The sequence below is a fragment of the Bizionia sediminis genome, assembly GCF_042684585.1.
GTDB classification, from domain to species: domain Bacteria; phylum Bacteroidota; class Bacteroidia; order Flavobacteriales; family Flavobacteriaceae; genus Algorimicrobium; species Algorimicrobium sediminis.
In genome coordinates, this window is sequence record NZ_JBHULS010000006.1 from 52,702 (window position 1) to 70,000 (window position 17,299).

Here is a 17,299-nt window from a genome sequence, read left to right on the forward strand (position 1 = left end):
TTTTGGCGAAAATTCCTCACGGAATCAGCGCCAAAATGACCCTAGATGGTAAGGATTATAAGCCAGCTACTAATTAATGTTGTGGTTGTTTTGGCGAAAATTCCTCACGGAATCGGCGCCAAAATGACCCTAGATGGTAAGGACTATAAGCCAGTTACTAATTAATGTTGTGGTTGTTTTGGCGAAAATTCCTCACGGAATCAGCGCCAAAATGACCCTAGATGGTAAGGACTATAAGCCAGCTACTAATTAATGTTGTGGTTGTTTTGGCGAAAATTCCTCACGGAATCAGCGCCAAAATGACCCTAGATGGTAAGGATTATAAGCCAGCTACTAATTAATGTTGTGGTTGTTTTGGCGAAAATTCCTCACGGAATCGGCGCCAAAATGACGATGGCTAGGGAAGATGAGAAACACGTGATACGTTCACTGTAAAAGTAGCTCTAACAGAATGCTTTTTCATAAAAAGAAATTAGCACGTTTTAACTTTATGCGAAATTAAATAGGGAGGTATGTAATACAGCCTTTTCAAAAAAACAGATATCTATGTATGGGAATTTTAAATATGGCTTTGGTATAGTAATTAGTCTGTTATGTTTTAATGTTTTTTCTCAAAAAGAGTTAAGCAATACAGTTTTGGAGGGCAGTACATTTTTGCCCATTGAAAGTGCGAGTGTTTATGTTAAAAACACCACAATAGGTACAGTAACCAATGCCGATGGAAAATTTTTACTAACTGTTCCTAATGCTTATGCAAACGATACGTTAATAGTTTCTTCTATTGGTTTTAAAAGTTATAAAGTACCCGTAAGCGATTTTGATGCCTCCTTTGAAATTTATTTAGATGAAGATGTGGCCTCTTTGGATGAGGTGCTTCTAATTGCCGAAACCAGACCAAAAACTGGAAACGATATTGTATTAAGAGCTATTGAAGATTTTGGTAAAAATTTGCCAGATTCTTCCTATTTGCAAAAGGGATTTTTAAGACATAAAGAAAGAAACAAAAAAGAATTTAAATGGCTTATTGAAAGTGCTATTACCTTGTACGATTCAACTTTTGAGTCGAATCCATCAGCCCACTTAAAATTACATGTAGATCAGGTTAGAAAAAGTTACGACTTACGGGATGTGGACAGTTTGTTAGCGTACACAGCCTACCTAAAAAGTAAAACCAAAAATGCTCCACTCACTAAAAATAATCTTCGCAGAGATACCATTAAAACGGCTTCTTTGGTAGAGGCCATAAAATGGAACGATAAACGCATAAATGGTTTGGAAACGCTGTTTCAAGGCAAACTGAATATGGTTAGAAATGCCGGAAATCCGGGGGCATTACTGGGCGAGAACGTTTTAAGTACCCATCAGTTTACCTTGGATACGGTATTGCTTGAAAATGATAAGAAAGTGTATAAAATTAAAATTTCGGAAGGGACGTCATACATCAACCTGGAAACACCTGGAATATTTAATGATGGGTACCATCCTAGAGGTTGGATGTATATAGATTGGGATACCTACGCTATCAAAAAAATTGAGTACCAATTAGTAGCGGCTTCCAGAGCCCAACGGAGTCGGAGTAAAACCCTATACGATACCGACGTAAATCATAAATTAGTGCTTACTTACAAAGCTTACAAGGATAATATGTATCTAAATTATGTGTATTACGAAACTCCTAAATTAGTTAATGTAGGTGTTGTTAAAGACGACCCTAAAACCGAAATAGACGAATCGGTTGCCAATAAAGACGAACGCTTTTATTATACGGTGCAAGAAATTTTATTTACCGAAATTATTACCAACCAAGATGTTGTGTCAGAAACCTTAAAAGGGCCTTGGGATGCCGATTTATTTTCACCAAAACCCTACAACAAGGAGTTTTGGACAAATTATAACACCTTATTGGAAAGCAAAGAGGAGGAGAAACTTATTCAAGATTTAACCAAACGTTACGCCTTGTTTAAAGAGTAGTAAGCTGGGTGCTTCTTTTTATGTATTTCCAGTCTGCTTTAAGGCGAAACGAAAAAAAGCTGTTTTACAATTTAGAAACTAACTAAAAAAGTGAATAAAAGATACGGTAATTAGCCACTCTATTCAAATTTAAAAGCGTCGAAATTAAAAATAATTATTTTTCATTGTTCAATTAAAAAATGTTGTTATTTTTGCGCCCTGAAATTCTAAAAGAGAGGAGGTTAAGAACTATGTTAATTATACCAATTAAGGAAGGCGAAAATATAGATAGAGCGTTAAAGCGCTACAAGCGAAAGTTTGATAGAACTGGTACCAAACGTGCACTAAATAGCCGAAAGCAATTTGTAAAGCCTTCTGTACAAAAAAGAGCTCAAATTCAAAAAGCACAGTACATACAGCGTTTAAGAGATCAGGAGCAGTTTTAAGTTATCTATTAGCTTAAACCGTTTTTAAAGCCCCGTTTTGTAATTCAAAAAATAGGGTTTTTCAAATTCAAATTATATAAGTCCCGCAATTTGCGGGATTTTTTTTTGCAGGATAGGCAATTGCCAATAAACTTTTGTAGTTTTACTTGAAGGACCAAATCGTTATGTAGCTTCAACAAATTTAAACTTTATGGCATTTAAGGCGTTTCTAGATTATATGCTTCTGGAAAAAAAATATTCAGAACACACCGTAAAAGCTTATGAAACGGATTTAAAAGCGTTTCAAACTTTTCTTGTTAGCACCTACAATACCAGCAATATGCCCGAGGTGCATTACGGCATAATAAGAAGCTGGATTGTTAGTTTGGTTCAGAATAAAATAAGCAACAGGAGTATTAATCGAAAAATTTCAGCGCTTACAGCTTATTATAAATTTTTACTTAAAACAGGCGATGTACAAACAAACCCACTGGCTAAACATAAAAGTTTAAAAGTTGAAAAGAAGGTCCAAATACCATTTTCGGAGTCAGAGGTGTCCGTAGTCTTGGATGCCTTAAATGAGGATACTAGTTTTGAAGGATTGCGCAACAAACTTATTGTAGAGCTATTTTACGCAACCGGTATTAGGCGAATAGAACTAATATCAATTAAATTAGAACATATTGATATTTCCAACAAAACCTTAAAGGTTTTAGGAAAACGCAACAAAGAACGCATTATACCTCTTATAAATCCGGTGTTATCCAGTTTAGACGCCTATTTAAAAGCCCGAAATAACTTGGAAAATAAACAGGATGCCGCTTATTTGTTTCTTACCCAAAAAGGCGTTAAAATTTATGAAACACTTGTTTACCGAATAATAAATGATTATTTTAGTTTGGCATCAACTAAAGTAAAAAAAAGCCCACATATTTTAAGACATTCGTTTGCCACGCATTTATTAAACCAAGGAGCCGATTTAAATACCGTAAAAGAACTTTTAGGACATGCTAGTTTAGCTGCTACACAGGTGTATACCCATAATAGCATATTAGAACTGAAACAAACATATTTAAAAGCACATCCGCGAGGTAACAAAACAACCGAATCCTAAATCATTGTTCAATTAAAAAATAGAACCGTATGAAAGTAAACACCCAATCCGTAAATTTTACAGCAGATCAAAAGCTGTTAGATTTTATTCAAAAACGCATGGATAAACTCGATTTGTATTACGATAAAGTAATCCAATCCGATGTGTATTTAAAAGTTGAAAATACCAGTGATAAAGCAAATAAAATTTTTGAAGCACGTGTAAATGTACCCGGAGATAGTTTTGTTGTAAAGAAACAATGCAAAACCTTTGAAGAAGGCGTAGATACGGCAGTAGCTAGTTTGGAACGTAAATTGAAAAAGCGAAAAGAAAAATTACGACCACATTTGTAAAAAAAAGATAAAAAATGTTTTGATTATTTAAATAAATATATACATTTGCAGTCCGTTAGAAATAGCGGACTTTTTTTAGGTCCTAAAAGCCTAATTAAAAGCCGATGTAGCTCAGCTGGCTAGAGCAGCTGATTTGTAATCAGCAGGTCGTGGGTTCGAGTCCCTCCATCGGCTCAAAAAAAAGTTTTTTGAAATAGTGAATTAAAGCATTAGGGGAGATACTCAAGCGGCCAACGAGGGCAGACTGTAAATCTGCTGACTATGTCTTCGCAGGTTCGAATCCTGCTCTCCCCACAAAGCTTTTAAATAAGCTGCCATCAAAAGTTTACTTTTGTAGTGTAGCGTTTAATAAGTTGCAGTAAGAATATATTCTTACAGAAATACTGGTAAAAAGCAGTATTAAAAAACATGTAAAAATTCGCTTATTTAGGATTGTAGTAGCAATCTTAAATTTGAAATAATGAACACCTTTTAAATTTAGAAATAAATTTAAAGAAACGCGAGAGTAGCTCAGTTGGTAGAGCGTCAGCCTTCCAAGCTGAATGTCGCCGGTTCGAACCCGGTCTCTCGCTCTAAATTTCCTGAATAGTTAGGAAACTCTTCTTTTTAGTGTTGTTTTAAATGGGCAAATAAAAAGTAGGGAATGAACGTTACGCCGGTGTAGCTCAGTGGTAGAGCGTTTCCTTGGTAAGGAAGAGGCCACGGGTTCAATTCCCGTCATTGGCTCAATTTTTTTAAAAGAATAATTAAGTACTAATATAAATTAAGATTAAATAAATTAAACATGGCAAAGGCAACTTTCGATCGTTCAAAACCACACCTAAATATAGGTACTATTGGACACGTAGATCACGGTAAAACAACTTTAACTGCTGCTATTACTAAAGTATTAGCTGATGCAGGTTTTTCAGAAGCAAGATCATTCGATCAAATTGATAACGCTCCAGAAGAGAAAGAAAGAGGTATCACTATTAATACTTCACACGTAGAATATGCAACGCAAAACCGTCACTACGCACACGTAGATTGTCCAGGTCACGCGGATTACGTTAAGAACATGGTAACTGGTGCCGCTCAAATGGATGGTGCAATTTTAGTGGTTGCGGCTACTGATGGTCCTATGCCACAAACAAGAGAGCACATCCTTTTAGGTCGTCAAGTAGGTATTCCTCGTATTGTTGTATTCATGAACAAAGTGGATATGGTGGACGATGAAGAGCTTATCGAGTTAGTAGATATGGAAGTTAGAGATTTATTATCATTCTACGAGTATGATGGTGATAATGGTCCTGTTATTGCTGGTTCTGCATTAGGTGCCTTAAATGGTGAGCAGAAGTGGGTTGATACAGTTTTAGAATTAATGGAAGCTGTAGATAACTGGATTGAGGAGCCACAGCGTGAGGTTGATAAAGATTTCTTAATGCCAATTGAAGATGTATTCTCTATTACTGGTCGTGGTACTGTTGCTACTGGTCGTATTGAAACTGGTATTGCTAAAACAGGTGATCCTGTAGAAATTATTGGTATGGGTGCTGAAAAGTTAACTTCTACTATTACAGGTATTGAAATGTTCCGTCAAATTCTTGATAGAGGTGAGGCTGGTGATAATGCTGGTATCTTATTAAGAGGTATTGAGAAAACTCAAATCTCTAGAGGTATGGTAATCTGTAAGCCAGGTTCTGTAACACCACACGCTAAATTTAAGGCAGAGGTTTATATCCTTAAGAAAGAAGAAGGTGGTCGTCATACACCATTCCATAACAACTACCGTCCACAGTTTTACGTACGTACAACGGATGTAACAGGTAATATTTCGTTACCAGAAGGTGTTGAAATGGTTATGCCTGGTGATAACTTGACAATTCACGTTGATTTAATTCAGCCAATTGCCATGAACGTTGGTCTTCGTTTCGCTATCCGTGAAGGTGGTAGAACTGTAGGTGCAGGTCAGGTAACTGAAATTTTAGATTAATAATTATCTAATACACTAATATAAAGTTAAGGTATTCCTCCCTTTTTTGTGGGACCACGGAATACCTTGACTTGTATTTACGGGTTTAGCTCAGTTGGTAGAGCACTGGTCTCCAAAACCAGGTGTCGTGAGTTCGAGTCTCGCAACCCGTGCAATTTATGAAGCAAAGAGTTTATGTTTTCTTTGCTGTGCATTAAAACAATTAAAAACAATGGCTGGAATAGTAAACTATATAAAAGAATCATTTGGAGAGCTAAAAAACAATGTTACTTGGCCAACTTGGGCAGAAGGACAAAAGTTAACTGTGGTAGTAGCAGTGTTCTCTATTATTTTCTCACTAGCTATTTGGGGTGTCGATACGGTTTTTAGCAAAGCCATAAGTACTTACTTTCATTGGATTAACGGTTAAAAATAGTTTTTATGTCTGAAGATAATGGAAAAAAGTGGTACGTCGTTCGAGCAGTAAGTGGTCAGGAAAATAAGATAAAAGCCTATATAGAAACCGAAATTGCCCGTTTGGGTTACGAAGATTTCGTAGAGCAAGTGCTCGTTCCAACCGAAAAAGTTGTGCAAATTCGCAACGGCAAGAAAACAAACAAAGAAAAGGTTTACTTCCCAGGCTACATCATGATTAAAGCGAACCTTACTGGCGAGATCCCTCACATAATTAAGTCGGTTACAAACGTAATTGGCTTTTTAGGTGAAACCAAAGGAGGCGATCCGGTGCCGTTAAGACAATCTGAAGTAAATAGAATGTTAGGTAAAGTAGATGAATTGTCTATTCATGCCGATACTAATGTGGCCATCCCTTACACAGTTGGAGAAACTGTTAAGGTTATTGATGGACCGTTTAATGGTTTCGATGGTACCATCGAAAAAATTAATGAAGAAAAGCGTAAACTTGAAGTAATGGTTAAAATTTTCGGAAGAAAAACCCCATTGGAGTTAAGTTATATGCAAGTAGAAAAAGTATAATAGTTGTTACGATTATAACCTGTAATCTTAAGCTTCTAAAATTGAGGTTACAACCAAACTAAATTATTAAAAATGGCAAAAGAGTTAAGTAAAGTAGTTAAACTACAAGTTAGGGGAGGTGCAGCGAATCCATCGCCACCGGTTGGACCCGCTTTAGGTGCCGCTGGAGTTAATATCATGGAGTTCTGTAAGCAGTTTAATGCAAGAACCCAAGATAAACCTGGTAAAGTTTTACCAGTGGTTATTTCGGTATACAAAGACAAATCATTCGACTTTGTTATCAAAACACCACCTGCAGCTGTACAATTATTAGAAGCGGCCAAAGTTAAAAAAGGTTCAGGTGAACCACACATTAAAAAAGTAGCAAAAGTTTCTTGGGATGATATCAGAGCTATAGCAGAAGACAAAATGCAAGATTTAAATGCATTTACAATTGAATCTGCTATGACTATGATTGCTGGTACTGCAAGATCAATGGGAATCTCTATTAAAGGTGGTACAGCCCCTAATTAATCTAAAAAAATTGTAAAATGGCAAGATTAACAAAGAAACAAAAAGAAGCTGCAGCTAAAATTGAAAAAGGTAGACTTTACTCTATTGATGAGGCTTCAGCATTAGTAAAAGAAATTACAAGCACAAATTTTGATGCATCTGTAGATATAGCTGTTCGTTTAGGAGTAGATCCTAGAAAAGCTAATCAAATGGTACGTGGCGTAGTAACATTACCTCACGGTACTGGTAAAGATGTGAAAGTTTTGGCTTTAGTAACACCAGACAAAGAAGCAGAAGCTAAAGAAGCCGGTGCCGATTTTGTAGGTTTAGATGAGTATTTGGATAAAATTAAAGGTGGCTGGACCGATGTGGATGTTATTGTAACCATGCCAAGTGTAATGGGTAAATTAGGTCCATTAGGTCGTATTTTAGGCCCACGTGGTTTAATGCCTAATCCAAAAACAGGTACGGTAACTATGGATATTGGCAAAGCTGTTAGCGATGTTAAAGCTGGTAAAATTGACTTTAAGGTTGATAAAACAGGTATTGTTCACGCCGCTATTGGTAAAGTATCTTTTAGCCCAGACAAAATTGCAGGTAATGCAAACGAATTATTACAAACAATAATAAAACTTAAGCCAACTGCCGCTAAAGGCGTTTATGTGAAGAGCATTTTTATGTCTAGTACCATGAGTCCGAGTATAGCTGTAGATACTAAAATAGGTTAAGTAGTTAAAAACTTTTATTATGACAAGAGAAGAAAAATCACATGTAATCAAAGAATTAACTGCCCAATTAGCCGATAACTCAAATATCTATTTAGCTGATATTTCCGGTTTAAATGCAGGAGCAACATCCGATTTGCGTCGGGCGTGTTTCAAAGCAAATGTGCAGTTAGCAGTGGTTAAAAATACCTTACTTCAAAAAGCAATGGAGGCGTCGGATAAGGATTTCGGCGATTTGCCTTCTACGTTAAAAGGCAATACATCTATTATGTATTCTGAAGTGGGTAATGCACCAGCCAAAGTTATTCAAAACTTCCGTAAAAAATCTCAAATGCCTATCCTTAAAGGCGCATTTATTGAAGAGGCTATTTACGTAGGCGATGAAAACCTAGATGCTTTAGTTAATATCAAATCTAAAGAAGAGGTTATTGGCGATATTATTGGCTTATTACAGTCGCCAGCTAAAAATGTTGTATCTGCACTTAAATCAAGTGGCGGTAAACTGGCTGGTATATTAAAAACACTATCCGAAAAAGAAGGGTAGTAGTTACAAAAACGTACGCACTTAATTACAATTATATTATTATTAAAAACTATTAAAACGATAGAAAAATGGCAGATTTAAAAGATTTCGCAGAACAATTAGTTAACTTAACAGTAAAAGAAGTTAATGAGTTAGCTACTATATTAAAAGAAGAATACGGTATAGAGCCTGCTGCTGCAGCTGTTGCTATGGCTGGTCCTGTTGCTGGTGGTGGCGAAGCCGCTGAAGAGCAAACAGAGTTTAACGTAATGTTAAAGTCGGCTGGTAGTTCAAAATTAGCAGTTGTAAAATTAGTTAAAGAATTAACTGGTTTAGGATTAAAAGAAGCTAAAGGATTAGTTGATGATGCACCAAGTTTAATTAAAGAAGGTGTTTCTAAAGACGAAGCAGAAGCTTTGAAAACTCAATTAGAGGAAGCAGGAGCAGAGGTTGAGCTTAAGTAATTTAAGCCTCCAAAAACATTACGGTTTAGGTCTAAAGTGAACACTTTTAGGCCTAGACCATTTTGCGTATATAATCGTTACATACGCTATTTTATTATTTTTAATCAAAATTCCGCCCATTGATGTTAGCAAAACAAGCTGAAAGATTAAATTTCTCGTCTATTGTAAATAGAACACAATATCCAGATTTTATGGATATTCAGATTAAATCCTTTCAGGATTTTTTCCAGCTAGAAACAAAATCTGAAGAAAGAGGTAATGAAGGTCTTTACAATACCTTTCTTGAAAACTTCCCAATAACCGACACACGTAATCAATTTGTTTTAGAATTTTTAGATTACTTTATCGATCCACCGCGTTATACCATCGAAGAGTGTATAGAGCGCGGACTTACTTACAGTGTACCGCTTAAAGCTAGGCTAAAATTGTATTGTACAGATCCAGAACATGAGGATTTTGAAACCATTGTTCAGGATGTGTATTTAGGAACCATTCCTTACATGACGCCGTCAGGTACGTTTTGTATTAATGGTGCCGAACGTGTAGTTGTTTCGCAATTACACCGATCTCCAGGCGTATTCTTTGGCCAATCATTCCATGCAAACGGAACCAAATTATACTCTGCCAGAGTAATTCCTTTTAAAGGATCTTGGATTGAATTCGCAACAGACATCAACCAAGTAATGTATGCGTATATCGATCGAAAGAAAAAATTACCAGTTACTACCTTGTTCCGAGCTATTGGCTTTGAACGTGATAAAGATATTTTAGAAATCTTCGATCTTGCAGAGGAAGTAAAAGTTTCTAAAGCTGGTTTAAAGAAAGTTTTAGGCCGTAAACTTGCTGCTCGTGTACTAAATACATGGCACGAGGATTTTGTTGACGAAGATACGGGCGAAGTAGTTTCTATTGAACGAAACGAAATTGTTTTAGATCGAGACACCGTTCTGGATAAAGACAATATTGAAGAAATTCTGGAAACTAGCGTAAAAACAATTTTGTTGCACAAAGAAAGTGCGCAACAAGGCGATTACGCTATTATTCATAACACACTGCAGAAAGATCCAACAAACTCTGAAAAAGAGGCTGTTGAACATATATATAGACAATTACGTAATGCCGAGCCGCCAGATGAAGAAACGGCACGCGGTATTATTGATAAATTATTCTTCTCGGACCAACGTTACTCTTTAGGAGAGGTAGGCCGTTACAGAATGAATAAAAAACTTGGTTTAGATATTGGTATGGATAAGCAAGTGCTTACCAAAGAAGATATCATTACCATTATAAAATACCTTATTGAGTTAATTAACTCGAAAGCGGAAATAGACGATATCGATCACTTATCTAATCGTCGTGTGCGTACCGTTGGCGAGCAATTATCGCAGCAATTTGGTGTTGGTCTGGCCCGTATGGCACGAACTATTCGTGAGCGTATGAACGTGCGAGACAACGAAGTCTTTACACCTATCGATTTAATTAATGCCAAAACATTATCGTCCGTAATTAACTCATTTTTTGGTACCAACCAATTATCGCAGTTCATGGACCAAACCAATCCGTTAGCCGAAATTACGCACAAGCGTCGTTTATCAGCTCTAGGACCAGGCGGTTTATCCAGAGAACGTGCAGGTTTTGAAGTACGTGACGTCCATTACACGCATTACGGCCGTTTGTGTCCTATTGAAACACCAGAGGGACCAAACATTGGACTTATTTCTTCTCTTTCTGTGTTTGCCAAAGTAAACGCAATGGGATTCATAGAAACGCCATACCGTAAGGTAACCGATGGCGTTGTGGATATTAAAAGCGATCCGGTTTATTTAAGTGCCGAAGAGGAAGAAGATAAATTAATTGCTCAAGCTACCGTTAAGGTAGATGATACAGGTAAAATTTTACACGATAAAGTTATTGCCCGAATGGAAGGCGATTTCCCTGTTATCGATCCTAATGAAATTCATTACACAGACGTTGCACCTAACCAAATTGCCTCTATTTCGGCTTCCTTAATTCCATTCTTGGAGCATGATGATGCCAACCGTGCCTTAATGGGATCCAACATGATGCGTCAGGCAGTACCACTACTGCGTCCGCAGGCTCCAATTGTAGGAACAGGTTTAGAAAGACAAGTTGCTTCAGATTCGCGTGTATTAATTAATGCCGAAGGAAGTGGCGTTGTTCAGTATGTAGATGCTAACGAGATTACTATAAAATACGACCGTACAGAGGATGAGGCTAAAGTAAGCTTTGATAGCGATACCAAAACATATCCGCTTGTTAAGTTTAGAAAAACGAATCAAGGTACCTCTATTAACTTAAAGCCTATTGTTAAAAAAGGCGACCTTATTGAAAAAGGTCAAGTACTATGCGAAGGCTACGCTACACAAAAAGGCGAATTGGCTTTAGGTAGAAATATGAAGGTGGCTTTCATGCCTTGGAAAGGCTACAACTTTGAGGATGCTATTGTAATTTCTGAAAAAGTAGTTCGTGAGGATATTTTCACATCTATTCATATAGATGAATACTCTTTAGAAGTTCGTGATACTAAATTAGGTAACGAAGAGCTTACTAACGACATTCCAAACGTATCGGAAGAAGCTACAAAAGATTTGGATGAAAATGGTATGATTCGTATTGGTGCCGAAGTAAAACCAGGCGACATACTTATTGGTAAAATTACGCCTAAAGGCGAATCGGACCCAACACCAGAAGAAAAATTATTACGTGCCATTTTTGGTGACAAGGCTGGCGATGTTAAGGACGCATCCTTAAAAGCATCACCTTCCTTAAACGGCGTGGTAATAGATAAGAAATTATTTGCTCGGGCGCTTAAGGACAAGCGTAAGCGTGCTCAAGATAAAGAGGATATTGCTGCGCTTGAAGCGTCATATGCTAACAAGTTTAGCGAATTACAAGATGTGTTAGTTGAGAAGCTGTTCGCTATTGTTGGCGGTAAAACGGCACAAGGCGTTTATAACGATTTGGGTGAAGAAGTTCTTCCAAAAGGTAAGAAGTACACGCTGAAAATGCTTAATTCCGTAGACGATTATACACACCTAACATCTGGGCAATGGACAACCGACGACGATACCAATAAATTAGTTGCAGATTTAATTCACAACTACAAAATAAAAGAAAACGATTTGCAAGGATCGTTAAGACGCGAGAAGTTTACAATCTCTGTTGGTGATGAGTTACCATCTGGTATTATAAAACTAGCCAAGGTTTATATTGCCAAAAAACGGAAACTTAAAGTGGGAGATAAAATGGCTGGACGTCACGGTAACAAAGGTATTGTAGCACGTATTGTGCGACAAGAAGATATGCCTTTCTTGGAAGATGGCACGCCAGTGGATATTGTATTAAACCCATTAGGGGTACCTTCCCGTATGAATATTGGTCAGATTTATGAAACAGTGCTAGGTTGGGCTGGACAGAAACTGAATAAAACCTATGCTACACCAATTTTTGATGGGGCAACACTGGATCAAATTAATGAATATACGGATCAAGCCGGTATTCCAAGATTTGGACATACATATTTATACGATGGTGGTACCGGTCAACGTTTTGACCAACCAGCTACAGTAGGGGTTATTTACATGCTTAAACTAGGCCATATGGTAGACGATAAAATGCACGCGCGTTCTATTGGGCCATACTCTTTAATTACACAGCAACCGCTTGGTGGTAAAGCACAATTTGGTGGTCAGCGTTTTGGAGAAATGGAAGTTTGGGCACTAGAAGCTTACGGTGCCTCTGCAACTTTAAGAGAAATATTGACGGTGAAATCTGATGATGTTATTGGTCGTGCTAAAACATACGAAAGTATTGTTAAAGGCGAACCAATGCCAGAGCCTGGTTTACCAGAATCTTTCAACGTACTTATGCACGAATTGAAAGGTTTAGGACTAGACATCAGATTAGAAGAATAACCAAGGTATGTTGCAATCGTTGGCTACCCATTTAAGTAGCCGACGAGCGCCTACAAAAAAGAAAAAACATGGCAAGAAAACAAGATAAAAATACAGTACAGAGATTTAATAAAATCTCCATTGGTTTAGCATCACCAGAATCTATTTTAGCAGAGTCGCGCGGTGAAGTTCTTAAGCCAGAAACTATTAATTATCGAACTCACAAACCAGAACGCGATGGTTTGTTTTGCGAGCGTATTTTTGGTCCCGTAAAGGATTATGAATGTGCCTGCGGAAAATATAAGCGTATTCGTTACAAAGGTATTGTTTGCGACCGTTGTGGTGTAGAAGTAACTGAAAAGAAAGTGCGTCGCGACCGTGTGGGGCATATTAATTTGGTGGTACCAGTAGCCCATATTTGGTACTTCCGCTCGTTACCTAACAAAATAGGCTACTTATTAGGCTTACCGTCTAAAAAGTTAGACATGATTATTTACTACGAGCGTTATGTAGTTATACAGCCGGGTAATGCAAAAAATGCTGAAGGAGAACCTGTTCAAAAAATGGACTTTCTAACGGAGGAAGAATACTTAAATATTTTAGAAACACTTCCGCAGGATAACCAGTTTTTAGAGGATAGCGATCCTAATAAATTCTTGGCTAAAATGGGAGCCGAGTGTTTAATTGAGCTTTTGGCACGTATAAATCTAGACGAATTGTCGTTTGAATTGCGTCACAAAGCTAACACAGAAACGTCTAAACAGCGTAAAACAGAGGCTTTAAAACGCCTGCAAGTAGTAGAGGCGTTGCGCGAATCAAATGAGAATCGCGAAAATAAAGCGGAGTGGATGATTATGAAGGTAATTCCTATTATTCCGCCAGAATTACGTCCTTTAGTTCCTTTAGATGGTGGTCGTTTTGCCACTTCGGATTTAAATGATTTATACCGTCGTGTAATTATTAGAAACAACCGTTTAAAGCGTTTGGTGGAAATTAAAGCACCCGAGGTTATTTTGCGTAACGAAAAACGTATGTTACAGGAGTCTGTAGATTCGTTATTCGATAACACGCGTAAGTCTTCGGCTGTTAAAACGGATTCTAACCGTCCGTTAAAGTCGTTATCAGACTCTTTAAAAGGTAAGCAAGGTCGATTCCGTCAAAACTTACTTGGTAAGCGTGTAGATTATTCAGCACGTTCGGTAATTGTTGTAGGTCCAGAATTAAAACTATACGAATGTGGCTTGCCAAAAAATATGGCAGCCGAGCTATACAAACCTTTCGTAATACGTAAGTTAATTGAAAGAGGTATTGTAAAAACAGTTAAATCTGCCAAAAAGATAATTGATAAACGCGAACCTGTAGTTTGGGATATTCTGGAAAATGTACTTAAAGGTCATCCAGTGTTATTAAACCGAGCACCTACCTTACACCGTTTGGGTATTCAAGCGTTCCAACCTAAATTAATAGAGGGTAAAGCTATTCAGTTGCACCCATTGGTAACAACCGCTTTTAATGCCGATTTTGATGGCGATCAAATGGCGGTGCATTTACCATTAGGTCCAGAAGCTATTTTGGAATCGCAATTGTTAATGTTGGCATCACATAATATTTTAAATCCAGCTAATGGCTCGCCGGTAGCTGTACCGTCTCAAGACATGGTTTTAGGTCTGTATTATATGACCAAAGAGCGTGTTTCAACAGACACCGTTAAAATAAAAGGGGAAGGCTTAACGTTTTACTCGCCAGAGGAAGTAATTATTGCTTACAACGAGGGTCGGGTAAATCTTAATGCTGCCATTAGGGTAAGAACGTATGCGTTTAATGAAGCAGAAGAACTAACCCTACAAATTATAAATACAACTGTTGGCCGTGTGTTATTTAACGAAAAAGTACCACATGCTGCAGGTTATATAAATCAGGTATTAACCAAAAAATCGTTGCGTAACATTATTGGCGATATTTTAAAGGTTACAAGTGTACCTGAAACAGCTGCTTTCTTAGACGAAATAAAAACTTTAGGCTATAACTTTGCCTTCCAAGGAGGGTTATCCTTCAGTTTAGGGGATATTATTATTCCGCCAGAAAAGCAAGCTATGATTGACGGCGCCAATACAAAAGTAGATGGTATTATGGCCAATTATAACATGGGTCTTATTACTAATAACGAACGTTATAACCAGGTTATTGATATCTGGACATCTACAAATGCGGAGTTAACCGAGTTGTCTATGAAGCGAATTCGTGAGGACCAACAAGGTTTCAACTCGGTGTATATGATGCTTGATTCTGGCGCGCGTGGTTCTAAAGAACAAATTCGTCAGCTTACTGGTATGCGAGGATTAATGGCCAAGCCTAAAAAATCGACTGCTGGTGGTGGAGAAATTATTGAAAACCCAATTCTTTCTAACTTTAAGGAGGGGCTTTCAATTTTAGAATACTTTATTTCAACACACGGTGCTCGTAAAGGTCTTGCCGATACCGCTCTTAAAACTGCCGATGCCGGGTATTTAACGCGTAGGTTGGTAGATGTTTCTCAAGATGTTATTGTAAACAGTGTAGACTGTGGCACCTTGCGTGGTGTGGAAGTAACACCTCTTAAGAAAAACGATGAAGTGGTTGAAACACTGTCCGAGCGTATTGTTGGTCGTATTTCATTAAACGATGTGTACAACCCATTAACCGATGAGCTTTTAGTATCTGCTAACGAAATGATTGACGATGCCATAGCCAAAGCAATTGAAAACTCGCCTGTAGATGCTGTTGAAGTACGTTCACCATTAACTTGCGAAGCCAAAAAAGGTATTTGTGCTAAATGTTATGGACGTAACCTAGCAACCGGTAAAATGGTTCAGCGTGGTGAAGCTGTTGGTGTTGTAGCTGCGCAATCTATTGGAGAGCCAGGAACCCAGTTAACCTTGCGTACCTTCCACGTAGGTGGTATTGCCGGAAACATTTCGGAGGACAACAAATTAGTTGCCAAGTTTGATGGTATTGCAGAAATTGATGAACTAAAAACCATTAAAGGAGAAGATTCAGATGGAAATGAAGCTAATTTAGTTATTTCACGTACATCCGAGTTAAAATTAATAGACAAGAAAACGGGTATTACCTTAAGTACTAACAACATTCCGTATGGTTCTACCATTCATATTAAGAACGGCGATGCCCTTAAAAAAGGCGATGTTGTATGTACATGGGATCCTTACAACGGTGTTATTATATCTGAATTTGCCGGTAAAGTTCGTTATGAGAATATTGAGCAAGGGGTAACATACCAAGTGGAAATTGACGAACAAACCGGTTTCCAAGAAAAAGTTATTTCCGAGTCGCGAAATAAAAAATTAATACCTACGCTTCATATTGAAGACGCTAAAGGTAATGCCATTCGTTCATACAACTTACCAGTTGGTGCACACTTAATGATTGATGATGGCGATAAGGTAAAAGTTGGTAAGATTTTGGTTAAAATACCGCGTAAATCTGCTAAATCTGGCGATATTACGGGTGGTTTACCACGTGTAACAGAGCTTTTTGAGGCACGTAATCCTTCTAACCCAGCCGTAGTAAGTGCTATAGACGGTGTTGTTTCCTTTGGTAAAATTAAGCGTGGAAACCGCGAAATTATTGTGGAGTCCAAGTTAGGTGAAGTGAAAAAGTACCTGGTAAAACTATCAAATCAAATTCTAGTACAAGAAAATGATTTTGTAAAAGCAGGTATGCCATTATCCGATGGTTCCGTAACACCAAACGATATTCTTAATATTAAAGGCCCTTCTGCCGTACAGCAATATTTGGTTAATGAAGTACAGGAAGTTTACCGCTTACAAGGTGTAAAAATTAACGATAAGCATTTTGAAGTAGTGGTAAGACAAATGATGCGTAAAGTAAGAATCATGGATTCTGGCGATACCACATTTTTAGAGAACCAGCTGGTACATAAAGCCGATTTTATAGAAGAAAATGATGAAATTTTCGGTATGAAAGTCGTAGAAGATGCTGGCGATTCTGAAAACCTGAAACCAGGCCAAATTGTATCACCACGTCAGTTAAGAGATGAGAACTCCTTATTACGCCGAAACGATAAGCAATTAGTAGTAGCGCGCGATGCACAACCAGCAACCGCAACACCAATATTGCAAGGTATAACAAGAGCATCCTTACAAACTAAATCGTTTATATCTGCTGCATCCTTCCAAGAAACAACAAAAGTTCTTAATGAAGCAGCTGTAAATGGTAAAGTGGATACACTTGAAGGCTTAAAAGAAAACGTTATTGTTGGACACAGAATTCCTGCCGGTACCGGTATGCGTTCTTACGACAACATTATCGTGGGTTCTAAAGAAGAATTCGATGAAATGATGCAAGCCAAACAAGAAGTTAATTTTAATTAATGATAAAAAAAAATAGCGTGAA

The 17,299-nt window shown here is 37.5% G+C and carries 13 protein-coding genes and 5 tRNA genes; all 18 read left to right on the plus strand.

What is annotated here, in order from left to right; genetic code table 11:
- The first annotated feature begins 546 nt into the window (after positions 1-546).
- The 18 genes from ACFSQP_RS11685 (at position 547) to rpoC (ending at position 17,277) form a co-directional block, all read left to right on the plus strand.
- Entirely contained in the window at positions 547-1,971 is a 1,425-nt protein-coding gene (locus ACFSQP_RS11685; RefSeq protein WP_376894711.1) for a carboxypeptidase-like regulatory domain-containing protein, read from the plus strand.
- Between the two features lie 230 nt (positions 1,972-2,201).
- On the plus strand, positions 2,202-2,396 hold the full coding sequence (gene rpsU / locus ACFSQP_RS11690) for a 30S ribosomal protein S21 (protein WP_376894714.1): 195 nt from the start codon (positions 2,202-2,204) through the stop codon (positions 2,394-2,396).
- A 190-nt stretch (positions 2,397-2,586) separates the two neighbouring features.
- A complete protein-coding gene (locus ACFSQP_RS11695; RefSeq protein ID WP_376894717.1) occupies positions 2,587-3,489 on the plus strand; it encodes a tyrosine-type recombinase/integrase in 903 nt (300 codons plus the stop codon).
- A gap of 29 nt (positions 3,490-3,518) precedes the next feature.
- Positions 3,519-3,821, plus strand: coding sequence for a ribosome hibernation-promoting factor, HPF/YfiA family (gene hpf / locus ACFSQP_RS11700; RefSeq protein WP_376894720.1), 303 nt, complete (start codon positions 3,519-3,521; stop codon positions 3,819-3,821).
- A gap of 100 nt (positions 3,822-3,921) precedes the next feature.
- A tRNA-Thr gene (locus ACFSQP_RS11705) sits at positions 3,922-3,995 on the plus strand.
- 38 nt (positions 3,996-4,033) lie between these two features.
- Positions 4,034-4,115 (plus strand) — tRNA-Tyr (locus ACFSQP_RS11710).
- A gap of 205 nt (positions 4,116-4,320) precedes the next feature.
- Positions 4,321-4,393: transfer RNA gene (locus tag ACFSQP_RS11715), tRNA-Gly, on the plus strand.
- An 82-nt stretch (positions 4,394-4,475) separates the two neighbouring features.
- Positions 4,476-4,547 (plus strand) — tRNA-Thr (locus ACFSQP_RS11720).
- A 58-nt stretch (positions 4,548-4,605) separates the two neighbouring features.
- Positions 4,606-5,793 carry an elongation factor Tu gene (tuf, locus tag ACFSQP_RS11725; RefSeq protein ID WP_376894723.1) on the plus strand — a complete coding sequence of 396 codons (1,188 nt, stop codon included), beginning with the start codon at positions 4,606-4,608 and terminating at the stop codon, positions 5,791-5,793.
- A gap of 79 nt (positions 5,794-5,872) precedes the next feature.
- Positions 5,873-5,945 (plus strand) — tRNA-Trp (locus tag ACFSQP_RS11730).
- A gap of 59 nt (positions 5,946-6,004) precedes the next feature.
- A complete protein-coding gene (gene secE / locus ACFSQP_RS11735) occupies positions 6,005-6,202 on the plus strand; it encodes a preprotein translocase subunit SecE (RefSeq protein ID WP_376894725.1) in 198 nt (65 codons plus the stop codon).
- Between the two features lie 11 nt (positions 6,203-6,213).
- Positions 6,214-6,768 carry a transcription termination/antitermination protein NusG gene (nusG, locus tag ACFSQP_RS11740; protein ID WP_376894728.1) on the plus strand — a complete coding sequence of 185 codons (555 nt, stop codon included), beginning with the start codon at positions 6,214-6,216 and terminating at the stop codon, positions 6,766-6,768.
- A gap of 72 nt (positions 6,769-6,840) precedes the next feature.
- A complete protein-coding gene (rplK, locus tag ACFSQP_RS11745; RefSeq protein ID WP_376894731.1) occupies positions 6,841-7,281 on the plus strand; it encodes a 50S ribosomal protein L11 in 441 nt (146 codons plus the stop codon).
- Between the two features lie 17 nt (positions 7,282-7,298).
- Entirely contained in the window at positions 7,299-7,988 is a 690-nt protein-coding gene (rplA, locus tag ACFSQP_RS11750) for a 50S ribosomal protein L1 (protein ID WP_376894734.1), read from the plus strand.
- A gap of 19 nt (positions 7,989-8,007) precedes the next feature.
- Positions 8,008-8,529 (plus strand): 50S ribosomal protein L10, encoded by a 522-nt coding sequence (gene rplJ / locus ACFSQP_RS11755; RefSeq protein WP_376894737.1) that lies wholly within the window; start codon positions 8,008-8,010, stop codon positions 8,527-8,529.
- A gap of 68 nt (positions 8,530-8,597) precedes the next feature.
- Positions 8,598-8,972 carry a 50S ribosomal protein L7/L12 gene (gene rplL / locus ACFSQP_RS11760; protein WP_376894739.1) on the plus strand — a complete coding sequence of 125 codons (375 nt, stop codon included), beginning with the start codon at positions 8,598-8,600 and terminating at the stop codon, positions 8,970-8,972.
- 122 nt (positions 8,973-9,094) lie between these two features.
- The gene (gene rpoB, locus ACFSQP_RS11765) at positions 9,095-12,907 is read left to right on the plus strand and encodes a DNA-directed RNA polymerase subunit beta (protein WP_376894742.1); all 3,813 of its coding nucleotides are present in this window, start codon (positions 9,095-9,097) and stop codon (positions 12,905-12,907) included.
- A gap of 68 nt (positions 12,908-12,975) precedes the next feature.
- A complete protein-coding gene (rpoC, locus tag ACFSQP_RS11770; protein ID WP_376894745.1) occupies positions 12,976-17,277 on the plus strand; it encodes a DNA-directed RNA polymerase subunit beta' in 4,302 nt (1,433 codons plus the stop codon).
- The last annotated feature ends 22 nt before the right edge of the window (positions 17,278-17,299 follow it).